This window comes from Streptomyces sp. NPDC057900 (assembly GCF_042887885.1).
GTDB lineage: Bacteria > Actinomycetota > Actinomycetes > Streptomycetales > Streptomycetaceae > Streptomyces.
Window position 1 is genome coordinate 102,869 of record NZ_JBHVOI010000013.1, and the last position, 19,407, is coordinate 122,275.

The following is a 19,407-nucleotide window of genomic DNA, read 5'->3' on the forward strand; positions in this document are numbered from 1 at the left end:
TCCGGGCGGAACCACATGACTCGCGCCATCACTCTGAACAATGTCAGCAAGGCGTACGGGCGGTCCTCGCGTGCCGTCGACCGTCTCTCGCTCTCCATCGACCCGGGCGAGTTCGTCGTCCTGCTGGGCCCCTCCGGCTGCGGAAAATCGACCGTGCTGCGCATGATCGCCGGTCTTGAGGACGTCTCCGAGGGCGAGGTGCTGCTCGACGGTGAACCGGCCAATCACCTCACGCCCCGCGAACGCGGAATGGCCATGGTCTTCCAGAACTTCGCGCTGTACCCGACGATGACCAACCGGGCCAACATCGGCTTTCCGCTGAAGCTGGAGAACCCGCGCCAGGACCACAGCGAGCGCATCGAGAACACGGCCAGGATGCTCGGGATCGAGAGCGTCCTGGACCGCCTCCCCGGTCAGCTCTCCGGTGGGGAGCGCCAGCGGGTCGCGATGGGGCGGGCCATTTCGCGCCAGCCCTCCGCCTTCCTGATGGACGAGCCGCTCTCCAACCTCGACGCGAAGCTCCGCAACCACCTGCGCGCCGAGATATCGCAGCTGACCAAGGAACTCGGCGTCACCACGGTCTACGTGACCCACGACCAGGCGGAGGCGATGTCGCTGGGCCACCGGGTGGCCGTGATGCGCGGGGGAGTGCTCCAGCAGGTCAGCCCGCCGCGTGAGGTGTACGCGCTGCCGGAGAACGTGTTCGTCGCCGCGTTCATCGGCACCCCGAGGATCAACCTGCTCCAGGCCGTCGTGCACGCGCCCCTGGAGGGGCGGATGTCGATCGACCTCGGCCGCCAGCGGCTTCCGCTGCCCGAACCGCTCAGCCCCGACCACCAGTTGCTCCGCATCCAGCAGGGCCGCCGGATCATCGTCGGACTGCGTTCCGAAGCGGTCCGGATCGCCCCGCCGAGCCAGGCCCGCCCGGGTGAGGTGGCGCTCAGCGGCATCGTCGAGCATGTCGAGTACCAGGGGCACGAGGCGTTGGTCCACCTCAACACCGGCTCGCGGCCCGCCGTGGTGCCGGACCTGGAGTCGGCCCGCCCGCAGCACGGCATCCAGCGCAGGCGCCGTGGCGGCGAGGGGGGAACAGGGATGCTGGGGCGGCTCAGGGAGCGTGCCGCCGGGCACCTCGGCGGTTCCGTCGCCGTCCTGGACGCACCCGGGTCCGAGCCGTCGGCGCCGGAGGTGCGCAGCCCAGACCGCCCCGCCGTCACGGCCAGCGACCTCGTGGTGCGCACCGGCCCGGACATGCGGTTGCGTACCGGAGGGCAGGTCCCGCTGCTGGTGGACCTGGCACACCTGTACGTCTTCGACCACCAGGGGCGCCGGATCTGTCCGTTGCCGAGGGATGTGCCGGGGCTGGACATGTAACCGGGCGGCCGGACGGGCAGGGATGTCGTGCCCGGTGTCTCTGGCGCCCGAAAACTAACGGCGCTAGTTTGGGGCGTGGACGACCCCGTCCGTCACCGTGCCCGGGAGGAACAGCCATGAAGGCCCACGACGGTATGTACATCGGCGGCGCCTGGCGTCCGGCTGCCGGAACGGACACGATCGCGGTCGTGAATCCGGCGGACGAGCAGGTCATCGCCCAGGTACCGGCCGGAACGGCAGCCGATGTCGACGAGGCGGTACGGGCCGCGCGCGCCGCGTTCCCCGGCTGGGCCGCGACCCCGCCGGCCGAACGCGCCGCGCGGATCGGCGCGCTGCGCGACGTCCTGGCGGCCCGCAGGGACGAGATCGCCGCGACGGTCACGGCGGAACTCGGTTCGCCGCTGCCGATGTCGCAGGCCGTGCACGCGGGGGTGCCGGTGCTCGTCGCCGGCTCGTACGCCGAACTGGCCGCGACGTACGCCTTCGAGGAGCGGCACGGCAACTCCACCGTGCTGCTGGAGCCGGTCGGTGTGGTCGGAGCGATCACCCCGTGGAACTACCCGCTGCACCAGATCGTCGCCAAGGTCGCCCCCGCGCTCGCGGCCGGCTGCACCGTCGTCCTCAAGCCCGCGGAGGACACCCCGCTCACGGCTCAGCTCTTCGCGGAGGCCACCGAGGAGGCCGGACTGCCGGCCGGGGTCTTCAACCTGGTCACCGGCCTCGGCCCGGTCGCCGGACAGGCGCTCGCCGGGCACCAGGACGTCGACCTGGTCTCCTTCACCGGCTCCACCGCCGTCGGGAAGCGGATCGGCGCGACGGCGGGCGGCGCGGTCAAGCGCGTGGCGCTGGAGCTGGGCGGGAAGTCCGCCAACGTCATCCTGCCCGGCGCCGACCTCGCCAAGGCGGTCAACGTCGGCGTCGCCAACGTGATGTCCAACTCCGGCCAGACGTGCAGCGCCTGGACCCGGATGCTGGTGGACGCGGACCGGTACGAGGAGGCAGTCGCCCTCGCCGCCTCGGCCGTCGCCAAGTACGTGCCCGGCGAGCGGGTCGGCCCCCTCGTCAACGCCAAGCAGCGGACCCGGGTCCGCGGATACATCGAGAAGGGCATCGAGGAGGGCGCCCGGATCGTCGCGGGCGGCCCCGAGGCGCCCCTCGCCACGGGCTACTACGTCAGCCCCACCGTCTTCGCCGACGTCACCCCGGAGATGACCATCGCCCAGGAGGAGATCTTCGGCCCGGTCATCTCGATCCTGAAGTACGAGGACGAGGACGACGCGCTGCGGATCGCCAACGGCACCGTGTACGGGCTCGCCGGCGCCGTCTGGGCCGCCGACGACGCGGAGGCCGTCGCCTTCGCCCGCCGGATGGACACCGGTCAGGTCGACATCAACGGCGGCCGGTTCAACCCGCTCGCTCCCTTCGGCGGCTACAAGCAGTCCGGCGTCGGCCGTGAGCTGGGCTCCCACGGCCTCGCCGAGTACCTCCAGACCAAGTCCCTCCAGTTCTGAACCGGTCCACCGAGCCCGCCGCCCGCAATCAGCTTCCCCCAACAGCAAGGAGCCAGTCCGTGGTCCGCGCCGCCGTACTGCCCGCCATCGGAGCCCCGCTGGAGATCACCGGCATCGAACTCCCGGAGCCAGGCCCCGGCCAGGTGCGCGTCCGGCTCGCCGCGGCCGGGGTCTGCCACTCCGACCTCTCGCTGTCCAACGGCACCATGCGGGTGCCGGTGCCCGCCGTCCTCGGCCACGAGGGAGCGGGCACCGTCGTCTCCGTGGGCGAGGGCGTCGGCCACGTCGCACCCGGCGACGGCGTGGTGCTCAACTGGGCCCCGTCCTGCGGGAGCTGCCACCACTGCGGGATCGGTGAGGTCTGGCTCTGCGCCAACGCCCTGGCCGGCGCGGCGAACATCCACGCCCGCACCGCCGACGGCACCGGACTGCACCCCGGGCTGAACGTCGCCGCCTTCGCGCAGGAGACCGTCGTCGCCGCGAACTGCGTGCTGCCCGCACCGGACGGCGTCCCGCTCACCGACGCCGCGCTGCTCGGCTGCGCGGTGCTCACCGGGTACGGCGCGGTCCACCACAGCGCGCGGGTCCGCGCGGGGGAGTCCGTCGTCGTGTTCGGCATCGGCGGCGTCGGCCTCGCGGTGCTCCAGTCCGCCCGGATCGCGGGCGCCTCGCGGATCATCGCGGTGGACGTCTCCCCGGAGAAGGAGGAGCTGGCCCGGAAGGCGGGCGCCACCGACTACGTCATCGCCTCCGCCACCACGCCCCGCGAGATCCGGGGCCTCACCGGCGGCCAGGGCGCGGACGTCGCGATCGAGTGCGTCGGCCGGGCCGCCACCATCCGTACCGCCTGGGAGTCCACCCGCAGGGGCGGCCGCACCACGGTCGTCGGCATCGGCGGCAAGGACCAGGAGGTCACCTTCAACGCCCTGGAGATCTTCCACTGGGGCCGCTCCCTGACCGGCTGCGTCTACGGGAACAGCGACCCGGCCCGCGATCTGCCGGTGCTGGCCGGTCACATCGCGGCGGGCCGTTTCGACCTCTCCATGATGGTCACGGAGCGGATCGGGCTCGACGGCATCCCGGCCGCCTTCGACAACATGATCGCCGGCAAGGGCGGCCGGGCCCTGGTGGTGTTCTGAACAGGCTTCAGCTCCGGTTCGTGCTGACGGGCCGGGCGGGCCGCGTCGGCGCCCGCCCGGCCCGCGGCCGCGTCCGGGACACCGCCACCCCGGCGAGGCAGAGCAGCCCGCCGCCGATGGTGAGCGGCGCGGGCACTTCGTCCAGCAGCAGCCAGGCCATCAGCACGACGAGCGCGGGCACCGCGTAGGTGGTGGCGCCCATCCGCCCGGCGGTGGTCCTGGCCAGCGCGTAGGCCCAGGTGGTGAACGCCAGCGCGGTCGGGAAGAGGCCGAGGTAGACCATGTTCAGCGTCGCGGACAGCGGCGCGTCCGCCGCGTCCGAGACCAGCGCACCGGAGAACGGCAGGCACGCCACCGTGCCGACCAGGCAGCCGAACGTGGTGATCTGGAGCGCAGAGCCGTGCCCCAGCGCGGGCTTCTGGCCGACCACCCCGGCCGCGTACGTCACCGCCGCCAGCAGGCACAGCAGCACGCCCAGGACGGACGAACTCCCCTTCCCCGACATGGAGAGCCCCACGACCACGGCGCCCGCGAAGGACACGCCCATGCCCACGGCCAGCCGGCGCGGCAGGCCCTCGCCGAGCAGCCGTGTACCGAGCAGCGCGATCAGCAGCGGCCCGATGTTCACGACCATGGCGGCCGTTCCCGCGTCCACCTGCTGCTCACCCCAGTTGAGCACCACCATGTACAGGCCGAACCACAGCAGCCCGGAGGCGATGATCCCCGGCCAGGCCGCCCTGGGCGGCAGGCCCTCGCGCCGTACGAGCAGGAGCGCGCCCAGCGCCAGTGAGCCGGTGAGCAGCCGTCCGAGGGCCAGCGCGCCGGGGGAGTAGGCCTCGCCCGCGCTGCGGATGGAGACGAAGGCGGAGGCCCACAGCACCACGGTGGTGCAGGCGGCGGCGGGGGCGCGCCAGTCGGAGCGGGGTCCGGCGGAGGGGACAGGGGAGGGGATAGTCGTCATGGCCCTGACCGTAAGGGCGCGATCCTTCGGCGCCTACCGAATAGTCGCCGGATCGATGCCCAGCCGTGCGGCCAGGGCCCGTTCCCCGTCCGGGGTGGCCCGCACCGCGCGCCCCGACCCGATCCGTACGCACCAGCCGGACTCCAGCACATGGCGGCACAGGGCGGCGCCCGCGACCCCTGCCAGATGCGGCCTGCGCTCGGTCCAGTCCAGGCAGCCGCGGACGAGCGGACGCCGCGACCGGGTGTCCAGGCAGATGCCCAGCGCGCCGAACCAGTCGAGCCCGGCGTCGGTGAGTGCGAAGCCGGTGTCCTGCCGCAGCAGCCCGCCTGCGGTCATGGCGTCGGTGACCGCGAGCCCGATGCGGCCCGCGAGATGGTCGTAGCAGGTGCGGCCCCTGGCCAGCGCGCTGTCGGCGCCCGACGCCCCCAGGGTGCGCGGCCGGGCGGCGGGGCCGGGCGCCTCCCGGCCCGCGAGCTCCTCGATCAGGTGCGCGACCTGTTCACCGGCGAGCCGCAGATAGCGGTGCCGGCCCTGCCGCTCCTCGGCCAGCAGCCCGCCCGCGACGAGCTTGCCCAGGTGCTCGCTGGCGGTCGACGGGGCGACGGAGGCGTGCCGGGCCAGCTCGCCCGCGGTCCAGGCCCGGCCGTCGAGCAGGGCCAGGCAGAAGGCGGCGCGGGTCTCGTCCGCGAGGAGGGCGGCCAGGGCGGCGAGCCGGGGCGCGGCGGGGTCGGGGTATGCCATGTGTTCCAGGATGCGTCAGGGACGCTTCGGTACCGGCCGAACGGTTCCGGCGGCCGTGGGCGGCGCGTACTGGAGGGCGAGTCCGTCGATCAGTGCGCGCAGCCCGGTCTCGAAGGCCCCCTCGTCGACCTGCTGGCGGCGCTCGGCCAGCAGATGGGCCTGGCCGAGGTGGGGATAGTCGGCGGGGTCGTACGCGGTCTCGTCGTCCACGAAGCCACGGGCGAAGGAGCCGAGCGCGGAGCCGGTGATGAAGTAGCGCATCAGCGCGCCGATGTACGTGGCCTGGGCGGGCGGCCAGCCCGCGCGGACCATGGCGCCGAACACCGCGTCGGCCACCCGGAGGCCGGCCGGGCGGCGGCCGGGGCCCTGGGCGAGCACCGGCACGATGTGCGGGTGCTCGGTGAGCGCCGCACGATAGGAGACCGCCCAGTCGTGCAGGGCGGCCCGCCAGTCGCGGCTGTCGGACTCGTCGAACATCGACAGGTCGACCTGCGCGGAGACGGCGTCGGCGACCGCGTCCAGGATCTCGTCCTTGTTGCGGAAGTGGTTGTAGAGCGACGGGCCGCTGACCCCGAGCTCGGCCGCCAGCCGGCGGGTCGAGACGGCGTCGAGCCCCTCGGCGTCCACCAGGGCACCCGCCGTCGCGACGATGCGGTCTCTGCTGAGGAGGGGCTTGCGCGGGCGGGCCATGCGGCACATAGTAGGCCCTGCGCAGCTAAAACTAGCAGTGCTAATTAAGGTGGAGGGCCGACTGATGAACCTGGAGCTCAGCGAGGAGCAGGAGGCTGTCCGGCGGCTGGCCGAGGACTTCGTCGCCCGTGACATCGCGCCGCACGTCGTCGAGTGGGACCGTGCCGAGAACGTCGACAAGTCGATCGTGAAGAAGCTGGGCTCCCTCGGCTTCCTGGGGCTGACCGTCCCCGAGGAGTACGGCGGCTCGGGCGGCGACCATCTCGCGTACTGCCTGGTGACGGAGGAGCTCGGCCGGGGCGACTCCTCGGTCCGCGGCATCGTCTCCGTCTCCCTCGGACTGGTCGCCAAGACCATCGCCGCGTGGGGCGACGAGGAGCAGAAGCGGCAGTGGCTGCCGAGGCTGACCTCGGGCGACGCGGTGGGCTGCTTCGGCCTCACGGAGCCGGGCACCGGCTCCGACGCCGGGAACCTGACGACCAGGGCCGTGCGGGACGGAGGAGACTACGTCGTCAACGGCTCCAAGATGTTCATCACCAACGGCACCTGGGCCGATGTGGTGCTGCTCTTCGCCCGCACCAACGACACCCCCGGCCACAAGGGCATATCCGCCTTCCTGGTCCCCGCCGACACCCCAGGCCTCACCCGCCGCACCATCCACGGCAAGCTCGGACTGCGCGGCCAGGCCACCGCCGAGCTGGTGCTGGAGGACGTCCGGGTCCCCGCCACCGCGCTCATCGGACCCGAGGGCAAGGGCTTCTCGATCGCCATGTCCGCCCTGGCCAAGGGGAGGATGTCGGTGGCGGCCGGCTGCGTCGGCATCGCCCGGGCCGCCCTGGACGCGGCCGTCGGGTACGCCGGTGAACGCGAGCAGTTCGGCAAGCCCATCGCGGGCTACCAGCTCGTCCAAGAGCTCATCAGCGATATCGCCGTGGACGTCGACGCCGCCCGGCTGCTCACCTGGCGGGTGGCCGACCTGATCGACCGGGGCGAGGAGTTCGCCACCGCCGCGTCCAAGGCCAAGCTCTTCGCCTCGGAGGCCGCCGTCCGTGCCGCCAACAACGCCCTCCAGGTGTTCGGCGGATACGGCTACATCGACGAGTACCCGGTCGGCAAACTGCTGCGCGACGCCCGGGTGATGACGCTCTACGAGGGCACCAGCCAGATCCAGAAGCTGATCATCGGCCGGGCCCTGACGGGGGTCTCCGCGTTCTGAGACGGTCCCGGGGGTAAGCGGCTCGAACGGGCGTCTGAGTACCGGAGTGAGTACCCGGACGGATGTGGCGTACGTCATGCCGCCGGGATGCTGGGCGGCATGAGTGAGACGACATCGGTCAAGCAGCAGAGCACCGCCGCCTTCTACGGTCAGGCCGTCGCGTCCTTCGGGGTGGCGATGGGCGCGGTCGCGCTCGGCATCTACTTCCTCGACGCGGACGCCTGGGTGCGCGGTTTCCTCGCCATCGGCGTCCTGTATCTCGTCACGTCCTGCTTCACCCTGGCCAAGGTCATCAGGGACCGGCAGGAGGCGGGGCAGCTGGTCAGCCGGGTCGACCAGGCCAGGCTGGAGAAGATCCTGGCCGAGCACGACCCCTTCCAGAAGCTCTGACGATCTCATCCGACGAACGACCCTAAGCGCTTGCTCAGGATCGGGGTATGGTGTTCGTCCTGCTGACCGAGAGGGGCCATGACGATGAGCACGGCGGAGGAGACCGACGGCGAGAGCGCGCCGTGGGCCGAAGTGACGCCCGAGGCCGCCAGGCGGCTTCTGGTCGCCGCCGTGGACGCCTTCGCCGAGCGCGGGTACCACGCGACGACCACCCGGGACATCGCGGGCCGCGCCGGAATGAGCCCCGCCGCGCTCTACATCCACTACAAGACGAAGGAAGAGCTGCTCCACCGGATCAGCCGGATCGGCCACGACCGCGCCCTGGCCGTTCTGGAGGCGGCGGCCGACGGTGAGGGCACGGCCGCCGAGCGGCTGGCCGCCGCGGTCCGCTCCTTCGTCCAGTGGCACGCCGAACGGCACACCACCGCACGCGTCGTCCAGTACGAGCTCGACGCCCTCGGCGCGGAGCACCGCGCCGAGATCATCGAGCTGCGCCGCCGGAGCGATGCGGTGGTGCGCCGGATCATCGGGGAGGGCGTGGCGGCGGGGGAGTTCGACGTCCCCGACGTGCCGGGCACCACGCTCGCCGTGCTCTCGCTCTGCATCGACGTGGCGCGGTGGTTCAACGCCCAGGGCAGCCGGACGCCGGACGAGGTCGGCGACCTGTACGCCGGCCTCGTGCTGCGCATGGTCGCGGCCGGGCGGTGACCCGGCCGCCCGGGGGCGGTGCTCAGAAGTAGTACCGCGACACCGACTCGGCCACGCAGGCCGGCTTGTCGCCGCCCTCGCGCTCCACCGTGACGACCGCGGTGACCTGCACGCCGCCGCCCGCCTCCTCGACGCTCTTCAGGACGGCCGTCGCCCGGAGCCGCGATCCGACGGGCACCGTGGAGGGGAAACGGACCTTGTTGGTGCCGTAGTTGATGCCCATCTTCATGCCCTCGACCCGCATCACCTGCGGCACGAGGGCCGGCAGCAGCGAGAGCGTGAGGTAGCCGTGCGCGATCGTCGTGCCGAACGGTCCGGCCTTCGCCCGCTCCGGGTCCACGTGGATCCACTGGTGGTCGCCGGTGGCGTCCGCGAAGAGATCGATCCGCTGCTGCTCGACCTCCAGCCAGTCGCTGTGCCCGAGCTGCTCGCCCACCCCGTCGCGCAGCTCCTGCGCGGACGTGAAGATCCTCGGCTCTGCCATGTCCCTGGTCCCTGCCTTCCCGCTCTCGGCCATCCGCGCTCGCACCTGTCTAAGCGCTTGCTCAGCATGGTTCGCGGGTGCGTTCCTGTCAACGACGGACCGGCCGGGACGAGGCCACGTAGGGTTCGAGGGGTGCCCCAGATCCCACAGACACTCCATGAACTCACGGTCGGCCAGCTCTCCGCGCGCAGCGGCGCCGCCGTTTCGGCCCTGCACTTCTACGAGGCCAAGGGCCTGATCAGCAGCCGCCGCACCAGCGGGAACCAGCGCCGCTACGACCGGGACGCGCTGCGCCGGGTCGCCTTCATCCGCGCGGCGCAGCGCGTCGGCATCCCGCTCGCCACCATCAGGGACGCGCTGGCCGAACTCCCGGAGGAGCGCACCCCCGACCGCGAGGACTGGGCGCGGCTGTCCGAGGCGTGGCGCTCCGAGCTCGACGAGCGGATCGTGCAGCTGGGGCGGTTGCGCGACCACCTCACCGACTGCATCGGCTGCGGCTGCCTGTCGCTGGAGAACTGCGTGCTCTCCAACCCGGACGACATCTCCGGTGAGCGGATGAGCGGCTCGCGCCTGATGCCGGGCAAGCCCGCGAAGGGTTCAGGGGGAGGGCGCTGAGGCGGCGGATCGTACGGATGTGTTGCCCGTCCGGCAGTCGCGCGTCCTCCGGACGCCGGGCGGGCCGCTCCGTTCCTCGGGCACTCAGGCGCTCATGCCACCGATGCCAGGCCGCACAGCCGGGTCTGCCGGGCCTTCGCCAGCGCCGCGCTGGTGAGTACGGGCTGCGGCACCACGATTCCGCAGCCGGTGCAGACCGGACCGGACCACGGCTCGCTGTCCAGGTCCTGCCGCCAGGCGATCCGGCCCCGCTCGCAGACCGGGCAGCCGTTGCCCGGCTCCGACTCCAGGGCGGAAATCAGCCGCGCCAGTACCTCCGCGAGCGGCGCCGCCGGATGGACGGCCGGGTCGTCGCACCGCGCGACGCCGTTCCCGCCCCAGGTGCGCCGGTGCCAGTCGTCGAACGCGCCGGGCCGGCGCAGTCCGTCGTGCTTCTCCCGCCGGCGGCGCTCGGCGAACCCCGCCTCGTAGTGCAGCCAGACCGCGCGGGCCGTCTCCAGCTCCTCCAGCGCGCGCGTCAGCCGGGCCGGATCGGGGGCCCGGTCCTCCGGCTCTATTCCATGCCGGGCGCACAGATGATCCCAGGTCGCCCGGTGTCCGTAAGGGGCGAAGCGCTCCAGGCACTTGCGCAGCGAGTACCGCCGCAGTGCCAGATCGCTCCGCGGATCGCGGACCTGTCTCGCAAGACTCCGGAAACCGGCCATTGCGCTGCCACCTCCGTCGTTCGTACTCCGTCGCCCGAAAATTCGGCGTCAACCCAATGGACGTACGACTGCCCGGATCGGCTCCATCCATGAGTGCGGTCGTCCAGCTGATGAGATGACCGGTCGTCATGTGACCGCATGTGGTGATTCGGAAAAGGTGACTGATGCTCACCTTACCGGCGGGTCATACCGCCGGTAACGTCCGGCGCATCGGCCTTTCCGAGGAGCACGCATGCCCCCACGCACCGGCACCACCGCCCGCACCGGCAAGTTCCGGGCCGCCACGATCGCGGCCGTACTCGCACTCGGTGCCTCTCTGCTGGCCACCGCGCCCCACGCGGGCGCCGCCGAGCCCGATCCCGTACCCGACTACTGCCAGGGACAGTGCGACGACATCCTGCCGCCCGGCGAGAACGGCAACGCCACCCTCGTCGACATCCTGGGCAACAAGGCGTTCGGCACCCATCCCGCGCACAGCGACGACCAGCTCGACCGCTACGACGGGCTGGTGGCCGGGCACACCGGCCTGACCGACCAGAAGCTCACCGACTTCTTCAACGACGCCTCCTTCGGCGTCCCCAAGAACCAGGTCGAATCCGTCACCTCGCCCCGGAACGACGTCACCATCACCCGCGACAAGGTGTCCGGCGTCCCGCACATCAAGGGCACCACCCGCTACGGCACCGAGTTCGGCGCCGGGTTCGCGGCCGGGCAGGACCGGCTCTGGCTGATGGACCTCTTCCGCCACATCGGACGCGGGCAGCTGACCTCGTTCGCCGGCGGCGCGCTGGCCAACCAGGGCCTGGAGCAGCAGTTCTGGCCGCAGGCCCCGTACACGGAGGACGATCTCAAGGCCCAGGTCGAGTACATACGGACCCACGAGGGCGCCCGCGGCGAGCAGGCCATGGCCGATGCCCAGGCCTATGTGGACGGCATCAACTCCTACCGCGAGAAGTCGAAGAAGGGCCGCTACTTCCCCGGCGAGTACGTCCTCACCGGCAAGATCGACGCCATCACCAACGTCGGTGAGATCCAGCCGTTCGAGCTGACCGACCTGATCTCGATCGCCTCCGTGGTCGGCGGCCAGTTCGGCGGCGGCGGTGGCGGCGAGGTCCAGGCGGCGCTCTCGCTGCTCTCCGCCCAGCAGAAGTACGGAGTGGCCGAGGGCACCAAGGTCTGGGAGTCGTTCCGGCAGCGCAACGACCCCGAGGCGGTCCTCACCGTCCACGACGGCACCTCGTTCCCGTACGCGAACAAGCCCGGCAAGGCCGTCGGTACGGCGCTCCCCGACCCCGGCTCCGTCACCGCCGAACCCCTGATCCACGACCGCACCGGCTCCGCGGGCACCAACGCGAAGGCGCCGGTCAAGGCACCGGCCGAACTGAAGAAGGCGCAGGGCATCTACGACGACGGGGTCATCCCGGAAGGCTCGCTCCCCGGCTCCGGCACCGGCGCCCAGAAGCGCGGCATGTCCAACGCCCTGCTGGTTTCCGGAAAGAGCACCGCGAGCGGGAACCCGATCGCCGTGTTCGGCCCGCAGACCGGCTACTTCGCCCCGCAGCTGATGATGCTCCAGGAGATCCAGGGCCCCGGCATCAGCGCCCGCGGCGTCTCCTTCGCCGGCGTCGGCATGTACATCCAGATGGGCCGAGGCCAGGACTACGCCTGGAGCGCCACCTCCGCGGGCCAGGACATCACCGACACCTACACCGTCGAACTCTGCGAGCCCGACGGCTCCGCGCCCACCAAGAACTCCACGCACTACCTCTACCGGGGCGACTGCACCGCCATGGAGAAGCTGGAGCGCACCAACTCCTGGAGCCCCACCGTCGCGGACTCCACCGCGAAGGGCTCCTACCGGATGCAGGTGTGGCGCACCGGCTACGGAGTGGTCACCCACCGCGCCACGGTGGACGGCAAGCCGGTCGCGTACACCTCGCTGCGCACCACCTACCGGCACGAGGCCGACTCGATCATCGGCTTCCAGATGCTCAACGACCCTTCGTACGTGAAGGACGCCGCCACCTTCCAGCAGGCGGCGAGCAACATCGACTACGCCTTCAACTGGTTCTACGCCGACTCGCGCACCGCCGCCTTCTACAACAGCGGCATGAACCCGGTGCGCGCCCCCGGCGTCGACCCGGCCCTGCCGATCAAGGCCGAGAAGGCGTACGAGTGGCAGGGGTACGACCGGGCGGCCAACACCGCCGACTACACCCCGTTCGCCGAGCACCCGCACTCCAGCGGCCAGGACTACTACGTGTCCTGGAACAACAAGCAGGCCGAGGGGTACGCCTCCGCGGGCTTCGGGCTCAGCGCGGTGCACCGGGCCGATCTGCTCGACGAGCGGGTGTCGAAGCTGGTCGAGGAGGGCGGCGTGACCCGCGCCTCCCTCACCCGGGCGATGGCGGACGCCGCCCTCACCGACCTGCGCGGCGAGCAGCTGCTGCCCGAACTGCTGAAGGTGATCCGCTCCCAGCCGGTCACCGACCCGGATCTCAACGCGGTGGTCCAGCAGCTGGATTCCTGGCGGGCGGCGGGCGCCCAGCGCAAGGAGAGCAGCCCCGGTTCGCACGCGTACACCTACGCCGACGCGGTACGGATCATGGACGCCTGGTGGCCGAAGCTGATCGACGCGGAGTTCAAGCCGGGGCTCGGTGACGACCTGTACGGGGCGCTGACCGCCAACCTCGCCACCGACGAGTCCCCGGCCGCCAGCCACGGACCGAGCGGCGCGCACAGCGGTTCGGCCTTCCAGTACGGCTGGTGGGGCTTCGCCGACAAGGACCTGCGCCAGGTGCTCGGGCAGCCGGTCAAGGGGCCGCTGGCCAGGACCTACTGCGGCAACGGCGATCTGAGCAGCTGCCGCGCGGCGCTGCTGTCCTCGCTGAAGCAGGCGGCGGCGGTCCCGGCGGCCGAGGTCTACCCGGCCGACGACAACTGCAAGGCCGGTGAGCAGTGGTGCACCGACTCGATCATCCACCGCGCACTGGGCGGGATCGGCCAGAAGGCGATCCACTGGCAGAACCGCCCGACGTACCAGCAGGTGGTGGAGTTCCCGGCACACCGCTGAGGCCGAACCCGCCGGGCACATCAAGCCCGTCCGGCGATTGAGGACAGAACCGGCTCGCCGGGCGGGCCCGCGCACAACGGCCCGCCCGGCGGACCGGTCACCAGTCACCGGTCACCGGTACTGCAAGTACCGCTTCCGCACCGCCCGGAACGCGGCGAGATCCTTCGCCCACGCCCCCACCACCTCATCCGTGTCCGCCCCCGCGTCGATCATCGTGCGGACCCGGGTGTTGCCGGTGAGCTTGTCGATCCAGTTGTCCTCGCGCCAGGCGAACCCGCTCCACGTCTGCTTCGCCGTCACCAGCAGCGCGATCCCGGTGCGCACCGGGTCGAAGACCTCGCGGTCCTGGACGTGCAGCTGGACACCGCCCACCGTCTTCCCCTCGAACTTGGAGAACGTCGGGGCGAAGTACGCCTCGCGGAAGGCCACTCCGGGCAGGTCGAGCGCGTTGGCGGCGGCCGCCCACGTGTGGTCGATCCCCTCCGCGCCCAGCAGTTCGAACGGGCGCGTCGTGCCGCGCCCCTCCGAGAGGTTCGTGCCCTCGAACAGACAGGTGCCCGAGTAGACGAGCGCCGTGTCCGGCGTGGGCATGTTGGGGCTCGGCGGCACCCACGGCAGACCGCTCGCGTCGAAGAAGTCCGAGCGCGACCACCCCGACATCTTCACAATCTCCAAGTCGGCCGGACGGTCCGAGAGGAACTCCCCGTTGAACAGCAGGGCGAGTTCGGTGACCGTCATGCCGTGCGCCTGGGCGATCTCCCGGCGGCCCACGAAGGTGCCGAAGGCCGGATCGAGCACCGGTCCGAGGGCCGCCCGCCCGGACACCGGGTTCGGCCGGTCCAGGACGACGAACTTCTTGCTGGCGAGGGCCGCCGCCTCCATGCAGTCGTACAGCGTCCAGATGTACGTGTAGAAGCGGGCGCCCGCGTCCTGGATGTCGAAGACGACCGTGTCGACGCCGGACTGCGTGAACACGTCGGCGAGGGGCTGCCCGCTCTTCAGGTACGTGTCGTAGACCGGCAGCCCGGTCGCCGGGTCGTCGTAGCGCCCCTCCGAGCCGCCCGCCTGCGCGGTGCCCCGGAAGCCGTGCTCCGGTCCGAAGACCGCGACGAGGTTGACCCGTTCGTCCGGGTGCATCACATCCACGATGTGGCGTACGTCGGAGGTGACCCCGGTCGGGTTGGTGACGATGCCGACCCGCTGCCCCTTGAGGAGCGCGTAACCGTCCGCGGAGAGCCGGTCGAAGCCGGTGAGGAGCCGCCCCTGCCCGCCTCCGTGGCCGTGCCCGTGGCCCTTGCCGTGGCCCTTGCCGTGCGACGTACCGGCGGCCGCGGGAGCGGCCGTCGCCGCGAGGGCCCCCACGGCACCGCCCGCGGCCAGCAAACCACGCCTGGTCAGGCTCATTCCGCTACCTCCATGATCGCGACGTCTGTCATGGTCACGCACGCTAGCGCGCACCCGGGCCGCAGGGAACGAGGCGGACGTGACCGATGTGGCAGGCGTGACGCACGAGAGGCGCCGGCCTCTTCCCTGACGACATACCGACTGGTTAGTCTGCCGGGGAAGTCGGCTGAGAGAGGCGGGACCGATGAGTACGGTGCAGGGCGCGGGCGTGGTGGTCACCGGGGCCGGAGGCGGCATCGGAGCCGCCCTGGCCCGCAGATTCGCAGCCGGGGGCGCCCGGGTCGTGGTCAACGACCTCGACGAGGGCCGGATCAAGGCGCTCGCCGAGGAGATCGGCGGCGTCGCGGTCGCCGGAGACGCCTCCCGGATCGTCGATGCCGCCCGGGACGCGCTCGACGGCACGGTGGACATCTACTGCGCCAACGCGGGACTCGCTTCGCCCGGTGACGTCTTCGCCGACGAGGAGGTCTGGGCCGCCGCCTGGGACGTCAACGTGATGGCCCACGTCCGCGCGGCCAGGGCGCTGCTCCCGGACTGGCTGGAGCGCGGCAGCGGCAGGTTCGTCTCCACCGCCTCCGCCGCCGGACTGCTCACGATGATCGGCGCGGCGCCGTACAGCGTCACCAAGCACGGGGTGGTCGCCTTCGCGGAGTGGCTCGCCCTCACCTACGGCCACCGGGGCGTCAAGGTCCACGCGATCTGCCCGCAGGGCGTACGTACCGACATGCTGACCGCCGCCGGCTCTGCGGGGGAGCTGGTGCTCGCCCCCAGCGCCATCGAGCCCGAGGCCGTCGCGGACGCGCTCTTCGCGGCGATGGCAGAGGACCGCTTCCTGGTCCTGCCGCACCCCGAGGTCGCCACGTACTACCGGGCCAGGGCCAAGGACACCGACCAGTGGCTCGGCAGCATGAACCATCTCCAGCAGAAGTGGGAGGCGACCGGCGCATGACCGAGTCGATCTACGCGGCGAAGCCCTGGCTGTCGCTGCTCAGCGAGGCCCAGCGGGCCCCCGTCCACCCGGCCGCCACCCTGGTGCACGCCTTCCGGGACTCGGTGGCCCGCACCCCGGACCACCCGGCGCTCGCCTACTTCGACGGGCGCCTCAGCTACCGCGAGACCGACGCGCTCTCCGACTCCGTGGCCGGTCACCTCGCCGCCCGGGGGCTGGAACGCGGCGACCGGGTCGCGATCATGCTCCAGAACTCCCCGCACTTCGTCCTCGCGCTGCTCGGCGCCTGGAAGGCCGGGGCGACCGTCGTCCCGCTCAACCCGATGTACAAGTCCGGCGAGGTCGGCCATGTGCTGAAGGACGCCGAGGTCTCCGCGCTGATCTGCTCGGACCGGGCCTGGGACTCGTACCTGCGGGACACGGCGGCCGCCGCCCCGGCCGTCCGCATCGCGCTCACCGCCTGCGAGCTCGACTTCCAGACGGCGAACGACGACCGGGTGCTGAACTTCGGCCGGCTGCCCGCCGCGAAGGACGCCGACGATCTGGTCGCCGTCGCCCGGCAGGGCCTCGCGGCCCCGGCCGGCCGGGAGCTCACCGCCACCGACGTGGCGCTGATCAGCTACACCTCCGGGACCAGCGGCACCCCCAAGGGCGCCATGAACGCGCACGGCAACATCATGGTCAACGTCGAGCGCCAGCGCACCGGCCACCCCATCGCGGAGGGCTCCGCCTACTTCGCGCTCGCCCCGCTCTTCCACATCACCGGCATGGTCTGCCAGCTGGCCGTCTGCCTCGCCCACGCGGGCACCCTGGTCCTCGCGTACCGCTTCCACCCCGGCGTCGTCCTCGACGCCTTCGCCGAGCACCGCCCCGCCTACACCGTCGGCCCCTCGACCGCCTTCATGGCGCTCGCCGCGACCCCCGGAGTCACGCCCGAGCACTTCTCCTCGTTCCGGGTGATCTCCTCCGGCGGCGCACCGCTGCCGCCCGCGCTCGTGGAGAAGTTCCGCGCGGGCTTCGGCCCGTACATCCGCAACGGCTACGGCCTCACCGAGTGCACCGCGCCCTGCGCCTCCGTACCGCCCGAGCGGGAGGCCCCGGTCGACCCGGTCTCCGGCACCCTCTCGGTCGGCGTGCCCGGCCCGGACACGGTGGTGCGGATCATCGACGAGAACGGCGCGGAGGTGCCCTTCGGCGAACAGGGCGAGATAGCCGTGCGCGGCCCGCAGGTCGTCTCCGGCTACTGGCGGCTGCCCGAGGCCACCGCCGCCGCCTTCCCGGACGGCGAGCTGCGCACCGGCGACATCGGGTTCATGGACCGCGAGGGCTGGCTCTACGTCGTCGACCGCAAGAAGGACATGATCAACGCCTCCGGCTTCAAGGTCTGGCCGCGCGAGGTGGAGGACGTCCTCTACACGCACCCGGCCGTGCGCGAGGCCGCCGTCGTGGGCGTCCCCGACCCCTACCGGGGCGAGACGGTCCGGGCCTACGTCAGTCTGCGGCCAGGCTCCTCCGTGGAGCCGGACGAACTGGGCGCGTACTGCAAGGAACGGCTCGCCGCGTACAAGTACCCGCGCGAAGTCGAGATCCTGGCCGAACTCCCCAAGACGGCGAGTGGGAAGATCCTCAGGCGGGAACTGCGTTCACCCAGGTAGCAAGCGCAGACGCACACTCGCACCTACGCACACGCACCTGCGCACGGAAGGAAGGCGGCGGCTATGGCCAAGGCGACGGACGGGAGCGGCACCCCCGTTCCCCAGCGGCTGCTCGCCGCCGCCACCCGGCTCTTCGCGGAACAGGGGTACGACCGCACCTCGGTCCAGGAGATCGTCGAGGCGGCCGGCGTCACCAAGGGTGCGCTCTACCACTACTTCGGCTCCAAGGAGGACCTCCTCCAGGAGGTCTACGCCCGGGTGCTGCGGCTCCAGCAGGAGCGCCTCGACGCCTTCGCGGGCGCCGACGCCCCCGTGGAGCAGCGGCTGCGCGACGCGGCGGCCGATGTGGTCGTCACCACCATCGAGAACCTCGACGACGCCTCGATCTTCTTCCGCTCGATGCACCACCTGAGCCCCGAGAAGAACAAGCAGGTACGGCTGGAGCGGCGCCGCTACCACGAGCGCTTCCGGGCCCTGGTGGAAGAGGGGCAGCGCAGCGGGGTGTTCTCCACCGCCACCCCGGCCGACCTGATCGTCGACTACCACTTCGGCTCGGTCCACCACCTGTCCACCTGGTACCGCCCCGACGGCCCGCTCACCCAGCAGGAGGTCGCCGACCACCTGGCCGATCTGCTGCTGCGCGCGCTGCGGCCCTGATCCTCACTCCGTACCGCCGCCGGCCAGCCGGTCCAGCAGCGCCACCGCCGCCGGGTTGCGCGGCCGGGGCGTCCGGCCCGCCAGCACCACCGTCCGGCCCGGCTCCGGCTGCCGGATGGTCACGCACGGCAGCCCGGCGTCCTCACCGATCCGGCGCGGCACGATCGCCACACCGATGCCGGCCCGGACGAGATCGACCAGCAGCCGGATCTGGGTGACATCGCAGGTGATCCGGCGCTCCAGACCGCAGTGCGCGGCCAGCCGCCGCACCGCCGTCTCCAGACCGGTACCGGCCCGGAAGTCCACGAACGGCTCCCCGGCGAGGTCCTTGACCAGGGTGCGCCCGGCCGTCGCCAGCCGGTGACCGGGGGCCGTGATCAGCACCAGGTCCTCCTGCCAGCAGGCGAACGCCACCAGGCCGTCCGGGAGTCCGGCGGCGTCCGGCGCCAGGAAACCGAGGTCCAGCTCACCGGCGAGCAGCCCGGCCAGCAGCTCCGGGGTGGTCGCCTCGCGCAGGGAGATCTGCACCCCGGGCCACAGCCGGTGGAACGCGGCGAGTTCGGCGGCCAGATCCACACAGGTCAGCGTCTGGATCGTGCCGATCCGCACCCGGCCGGTGGCCAGCTCGGAGACGGCGGCCACCGCGTCGCGCGCCGCGTCCGTCCCCGCGAGCACCGTCCGCGCCGACGGCAGCAGCGCCCGGCCCGCCTCGGTCAGCACCACCCGGCGGCCGGTGCGGTCGAACAGGTCTGCGCCCAGCTCCCGTTCCAGATTGCGCACGGATGTGCTCAGCGCGGACTGCACGATCAGTTCGGCGCGGGCGGCGGCCGTGAAGCTGCCGTGCGTGATGACCGCCATGAAGTGGCGGAGCTGGCGAATCTCCATCCATCTACGGTAGCGATCACAGCCAGCGAATCCATCTGTTGGACCGAACCGCTGGACGGGGTCACGCTGGATACATGGCGCACCTCCAGACAACGACGCGGGTCCCCGCCCTGTGGACCGTCGCTTACGGGCCGCACCGGCCGCGCACCGTCCGGGTCCTCGCACGGTGCCTGCTGCGGGTGCGGGCCTTCGCCCGCGAGCTGGCACTCGCCGACCACGTACCGTACGGCGGCTACTGAGCCGACATG

At 71.9% G+C, this 19,407-nt stretch carries 19 protein-coding genes; 12 read left to right on the forward strand and 7 right to left on the reverse strand.

The window, feature by feature from the left end:
• Positions 1 to 15: 15 nt before the first annotated feature.
• From ACFVQ0_RS31960 to ACFVQ0_RS31970, 3 genes are all read left to right on the forward strand, one after another.
• A complete protein-coding gene (locus tag ACFVQ0_RS31960; protein WP_390092683.1) occupies positions 16 to 1,374 on the forward strand; it encodes an ABC transporter ATP-binding protein in 1,359 nt (452 codons plus the stop codon).
• A 116-nt stretch (positions 1,375 to 1,490) separates the two neighbouring features.
• Positions 1,491 to 2,885, forward strand: coding sequence for an aldehyde dehydrogenase family protein (locus ACFVQ0_RS31965; protein ID WP_390092684.1), 1,395 nt, complete (start codon positions 1,491 to 1,493; stop codon positions 2,883 to 2,885).
• Between the two features lie 59 nt (positions 2,886 to 2,944).
• Positions 2,945 to 4,024, forward strand: coding sequence for a Zn-dependent alcohol dehydrogenase (locus ACFVQ0_RS31970; RefSeq protein WP_390092685.1), 1,080 nt, complete (start codon positions 2,945 to 2,947; stop codon positions 4,022 to 4,024).
• 7 nt (positions 4,025 to 4,031) lie between these two features.
• Here ACFVQ0_RS31970 and ACFVQ0_RS31975 read toward each other — a convergent pair whose 3' ends face one another.
• The 3 genes from ACFVQ0_RS31975 to ACFVQ0_RS31985 are packed head-to-tail and all read right to left on the reverse strand — an operon-like array spanning position 4,032 to position 6,419.
• Entirely contained in the window at positions 4,032 to 4,985 is a 954-nt protein-coding gene (locus ACFVQ0_RS31975; RefSeq protein WP_390092686.1) for a DMT family transporter, read from the reverse strand.
• Positions 4,986 to 5,018: 33 nt separating this feature from the next.
• Entirely contained in the window at positions 5,019 to 5,729 is a 711-nt protein-coding gene (locus ACFVQ0_RS31980) for an ArsR/SmtB family transcription factor (protein WP_390092687.1), read from the reverse strand.
• Between the two features lie 15 nt (positions 5,730 to 5,744).
• Positions 5,745 to 6,419, reverse strand: a complete 675-nt coding sequence (locus ACFVQ0_RS31985; RefSeq protein ID WP_390092688.1) for a TetR/AcrR family transcriptional regulator — start codon at positions 6,417 to 6,419, stop codon at positions 5,745 to 5,747.
• Positions 6,420 to 6,483: 64 nt separating this feature from the next.
• On the opposite strand from ACFVQ0_RS31985, the gene ACFVQ0_RS31990 reads away from it, so the two are divergent.
• The 3 genes from ACFVQ0_RS31990 to ACFVQ0_RS32000 all read left to right on the forward strand — a co-directional run bounded on the left by ACFVQ0_RS31990 (position 6,484) and on the right by ACFVQ0_RS32000 (position 8,733).
• On the forward strand, positions 6,484 to 7,635 hold the full coding sequence (locus tag ACFVQ0_RS31990; protein WP_390092689.1) for an acyl-CoA dehydrogenase family protein: 1,152 nt from the start codon (positions 6,484 to 6,486) through the stop codon (positions 7,633 to 7,635).
• A gap of 99 nt (positions 7,636 to 7,734) precedes the next feature.
• Positions 7,735 to 8,025, forward strand: a complete 291-nt coding sequence (locus ACFVQ0_RS31995) for a YiaA/YiaB family inner membrane protein (protein ID WP_199884559.1) — start codon at positions 7,735 to 7,737, stop codon at positions 8,023 to 8,025.
• Positions 8,026 to 8,109: 84 nt separating this feature from the next.
• Positions 8,110 to 8,733, forward strand: coding sequence for a TetR/AcrR family transcriptional regulator (locus ACFVQ0_RS32000; protein WP_327336151.1), 624 nt, complete (start codon positions 8,110 to 8,112; stop codon positions 8,731 to 8,733).
• A 22-nt stretch (positions 8,734 to 8,755) separates the two neighbouring features.
• On the opposite strand, the gene ACFVQ0_RS32005 is transcribed toward ACFVQ0_RS32000, so the two are convergent.
• Complete coding sequence (locus ACFVQ0_RS32005; RefSeq protein ID WP_390092690.1) at positions 8,756 to 9,217, reverse strand: MaoC family dehydratase; 462 nt, start codon at positions 9,215 to 9,217, stop codon at positions 8,756 to 8,758.
• Between the two features lie 132 nt (positions 9,218 to 9,349).
• On the opposite strand from ACFVQ0_RS32005, the gene soxR reads away from it, so the two are divergent.
• Entirely contained in the window at positions 9,350 to 9,832 is a 483-nt protein-coding gene (gene soxR / locus ACFVQ0_RS32010) for a redox-sensitive transcriptional activator SoxR (protein WP_390092691.1), read from the forward strand.
• Between the two features lie 92 nt (positions 9,833 to 9,924).
• On the opposite strand, the gene ACFVQ0_RS32015 is transcribed toward soxR, so the two are convergent.
• On the reverse strand, positions 9,925 to 10,536 hold the full coding sequence (locus ACFVQ0_RS32015; RefSeq protein ID WP_390092692.1) for a hypothetical protein: 612 nt from the start codon (positions 10,534 to 10,536) through the stop codon (positions 9,925 to 9,927).
• 232 nt (positions 10,537 to 10,768) lie between these two features.
• On the opposite strand from ACFVQ0_RS32015, the gene ACFVQ0_RS32020 reads away from it, so the two are divergent.
• Entirely contained in the window at positions 10,769 to 13,609 is a 2,841-nt protein-coding gene (locus tag ACFVQ0_RS32020) for a penicillin acylase family protein (RefSeq protein ID WP_390092693.1), read from the forward strand.
• Positions 13,610 to 13,720: 111 nt separating this feature from the next.
• On the opposite strand, the gene ACFVQ0_RS32025 is transcribed toward ACFVQ0_RS32020, so the two are convergent.
• Entirely contained in the window at positions 13,721 to 15,013 is a 1,293-nt protein-coding gene (locus tag ACFVQ0_RS32025; RefSeq protein WP_390092694.1) for an exo-beta-N-acetylmuramidase NamZ domain-containing protein, read from the reverse strand.
• Between the two features lie 184 nt (positions 15,014 to 15,197).
• On the opposite strand from ACFVQ0_RS32025, the gene ACFVQ0_RS32030 reads away from it, so the two are divergent.
• From ACFVQ0_RS32030 to ACFVQ0_RS32040, 3 genes are all read left to right on the forward strand, one after another.
• Complete coding sequence (locus ACFVQ0_RS32030) at positions 15,198 to 15,962, forward strand: SDR family oxidoreductase (protein WP_390092695.1); 765 nt, start codon at positions 15,198 to 15,200, stop codon at positions 15,960 to 15,962.
• Positions 15,959 to 17,617, forward strand: a complete 1,659-nt coding sequence (locus ACFVQ0_RS32035; RefSeq protein ID WP_390092696.1) for an AMP-binding protein — start codon at positions 15,959 to 15,961, stop codon at positions 17,615 to 17,617. Before ACFVQ0_RS32030 ends, ACFVQ0_RS32035 begins: the two co-directional genes overlap by 4 nt.
• A 63-nt stretch (positions 17,618 to 17,680) precedes the next feature.
• Positions 17,681 to 18,274 (forward strand): TetR/AcrR family transcriptional regulator, encoded by a 594-nt coding sequence (locus tag ACFVQ0_RS32040; RefSeq protein WP_390092697.1) that lies wholly within the window; start codon positions 17,681 to 17,683, stop codon positions 18,272 to 18,274.
• Between the two features lie 3 nt (positions 18,275 to 18,277).
• On the opposite strand, the gene ACFVQ0_RS32045 is transcribed toward ACFVQ0_RS32040, so the two are convergent.
• Positions 18,278 to 19,159 (reverse strand): LysR family transcriptional regulator, encoded by an 882-nt coding sequence (locus ACFVQ0_RS32045; RefSeq protein ID WP_390092698.1) that lies wholly within the window; start codon positions 19,157 to 19,159, stop codon positions 18,278 to 18,280.
• A 74-nt stretch (positions 19,160 to 19,233) separates the two neighbouring features.
• Between ACFVQ0_RS32045 and ACFVQ0_RS32050 the strand changes: the two genes are divergently transcribed.
• Positions 19,234 to 19,398: a hypothetical protein gene (locus ACFVQ0_RS32050; protein ID WP_390092699.1), complete on the forward strand. Its 165-nt coding sequence runs from the start codon at positions 19,234 to 19,236 to the stop codon at positions 19,396 to 19,398.
• Positions 19,399 to 19,407 lie beyond the last annotated feature (9 nt).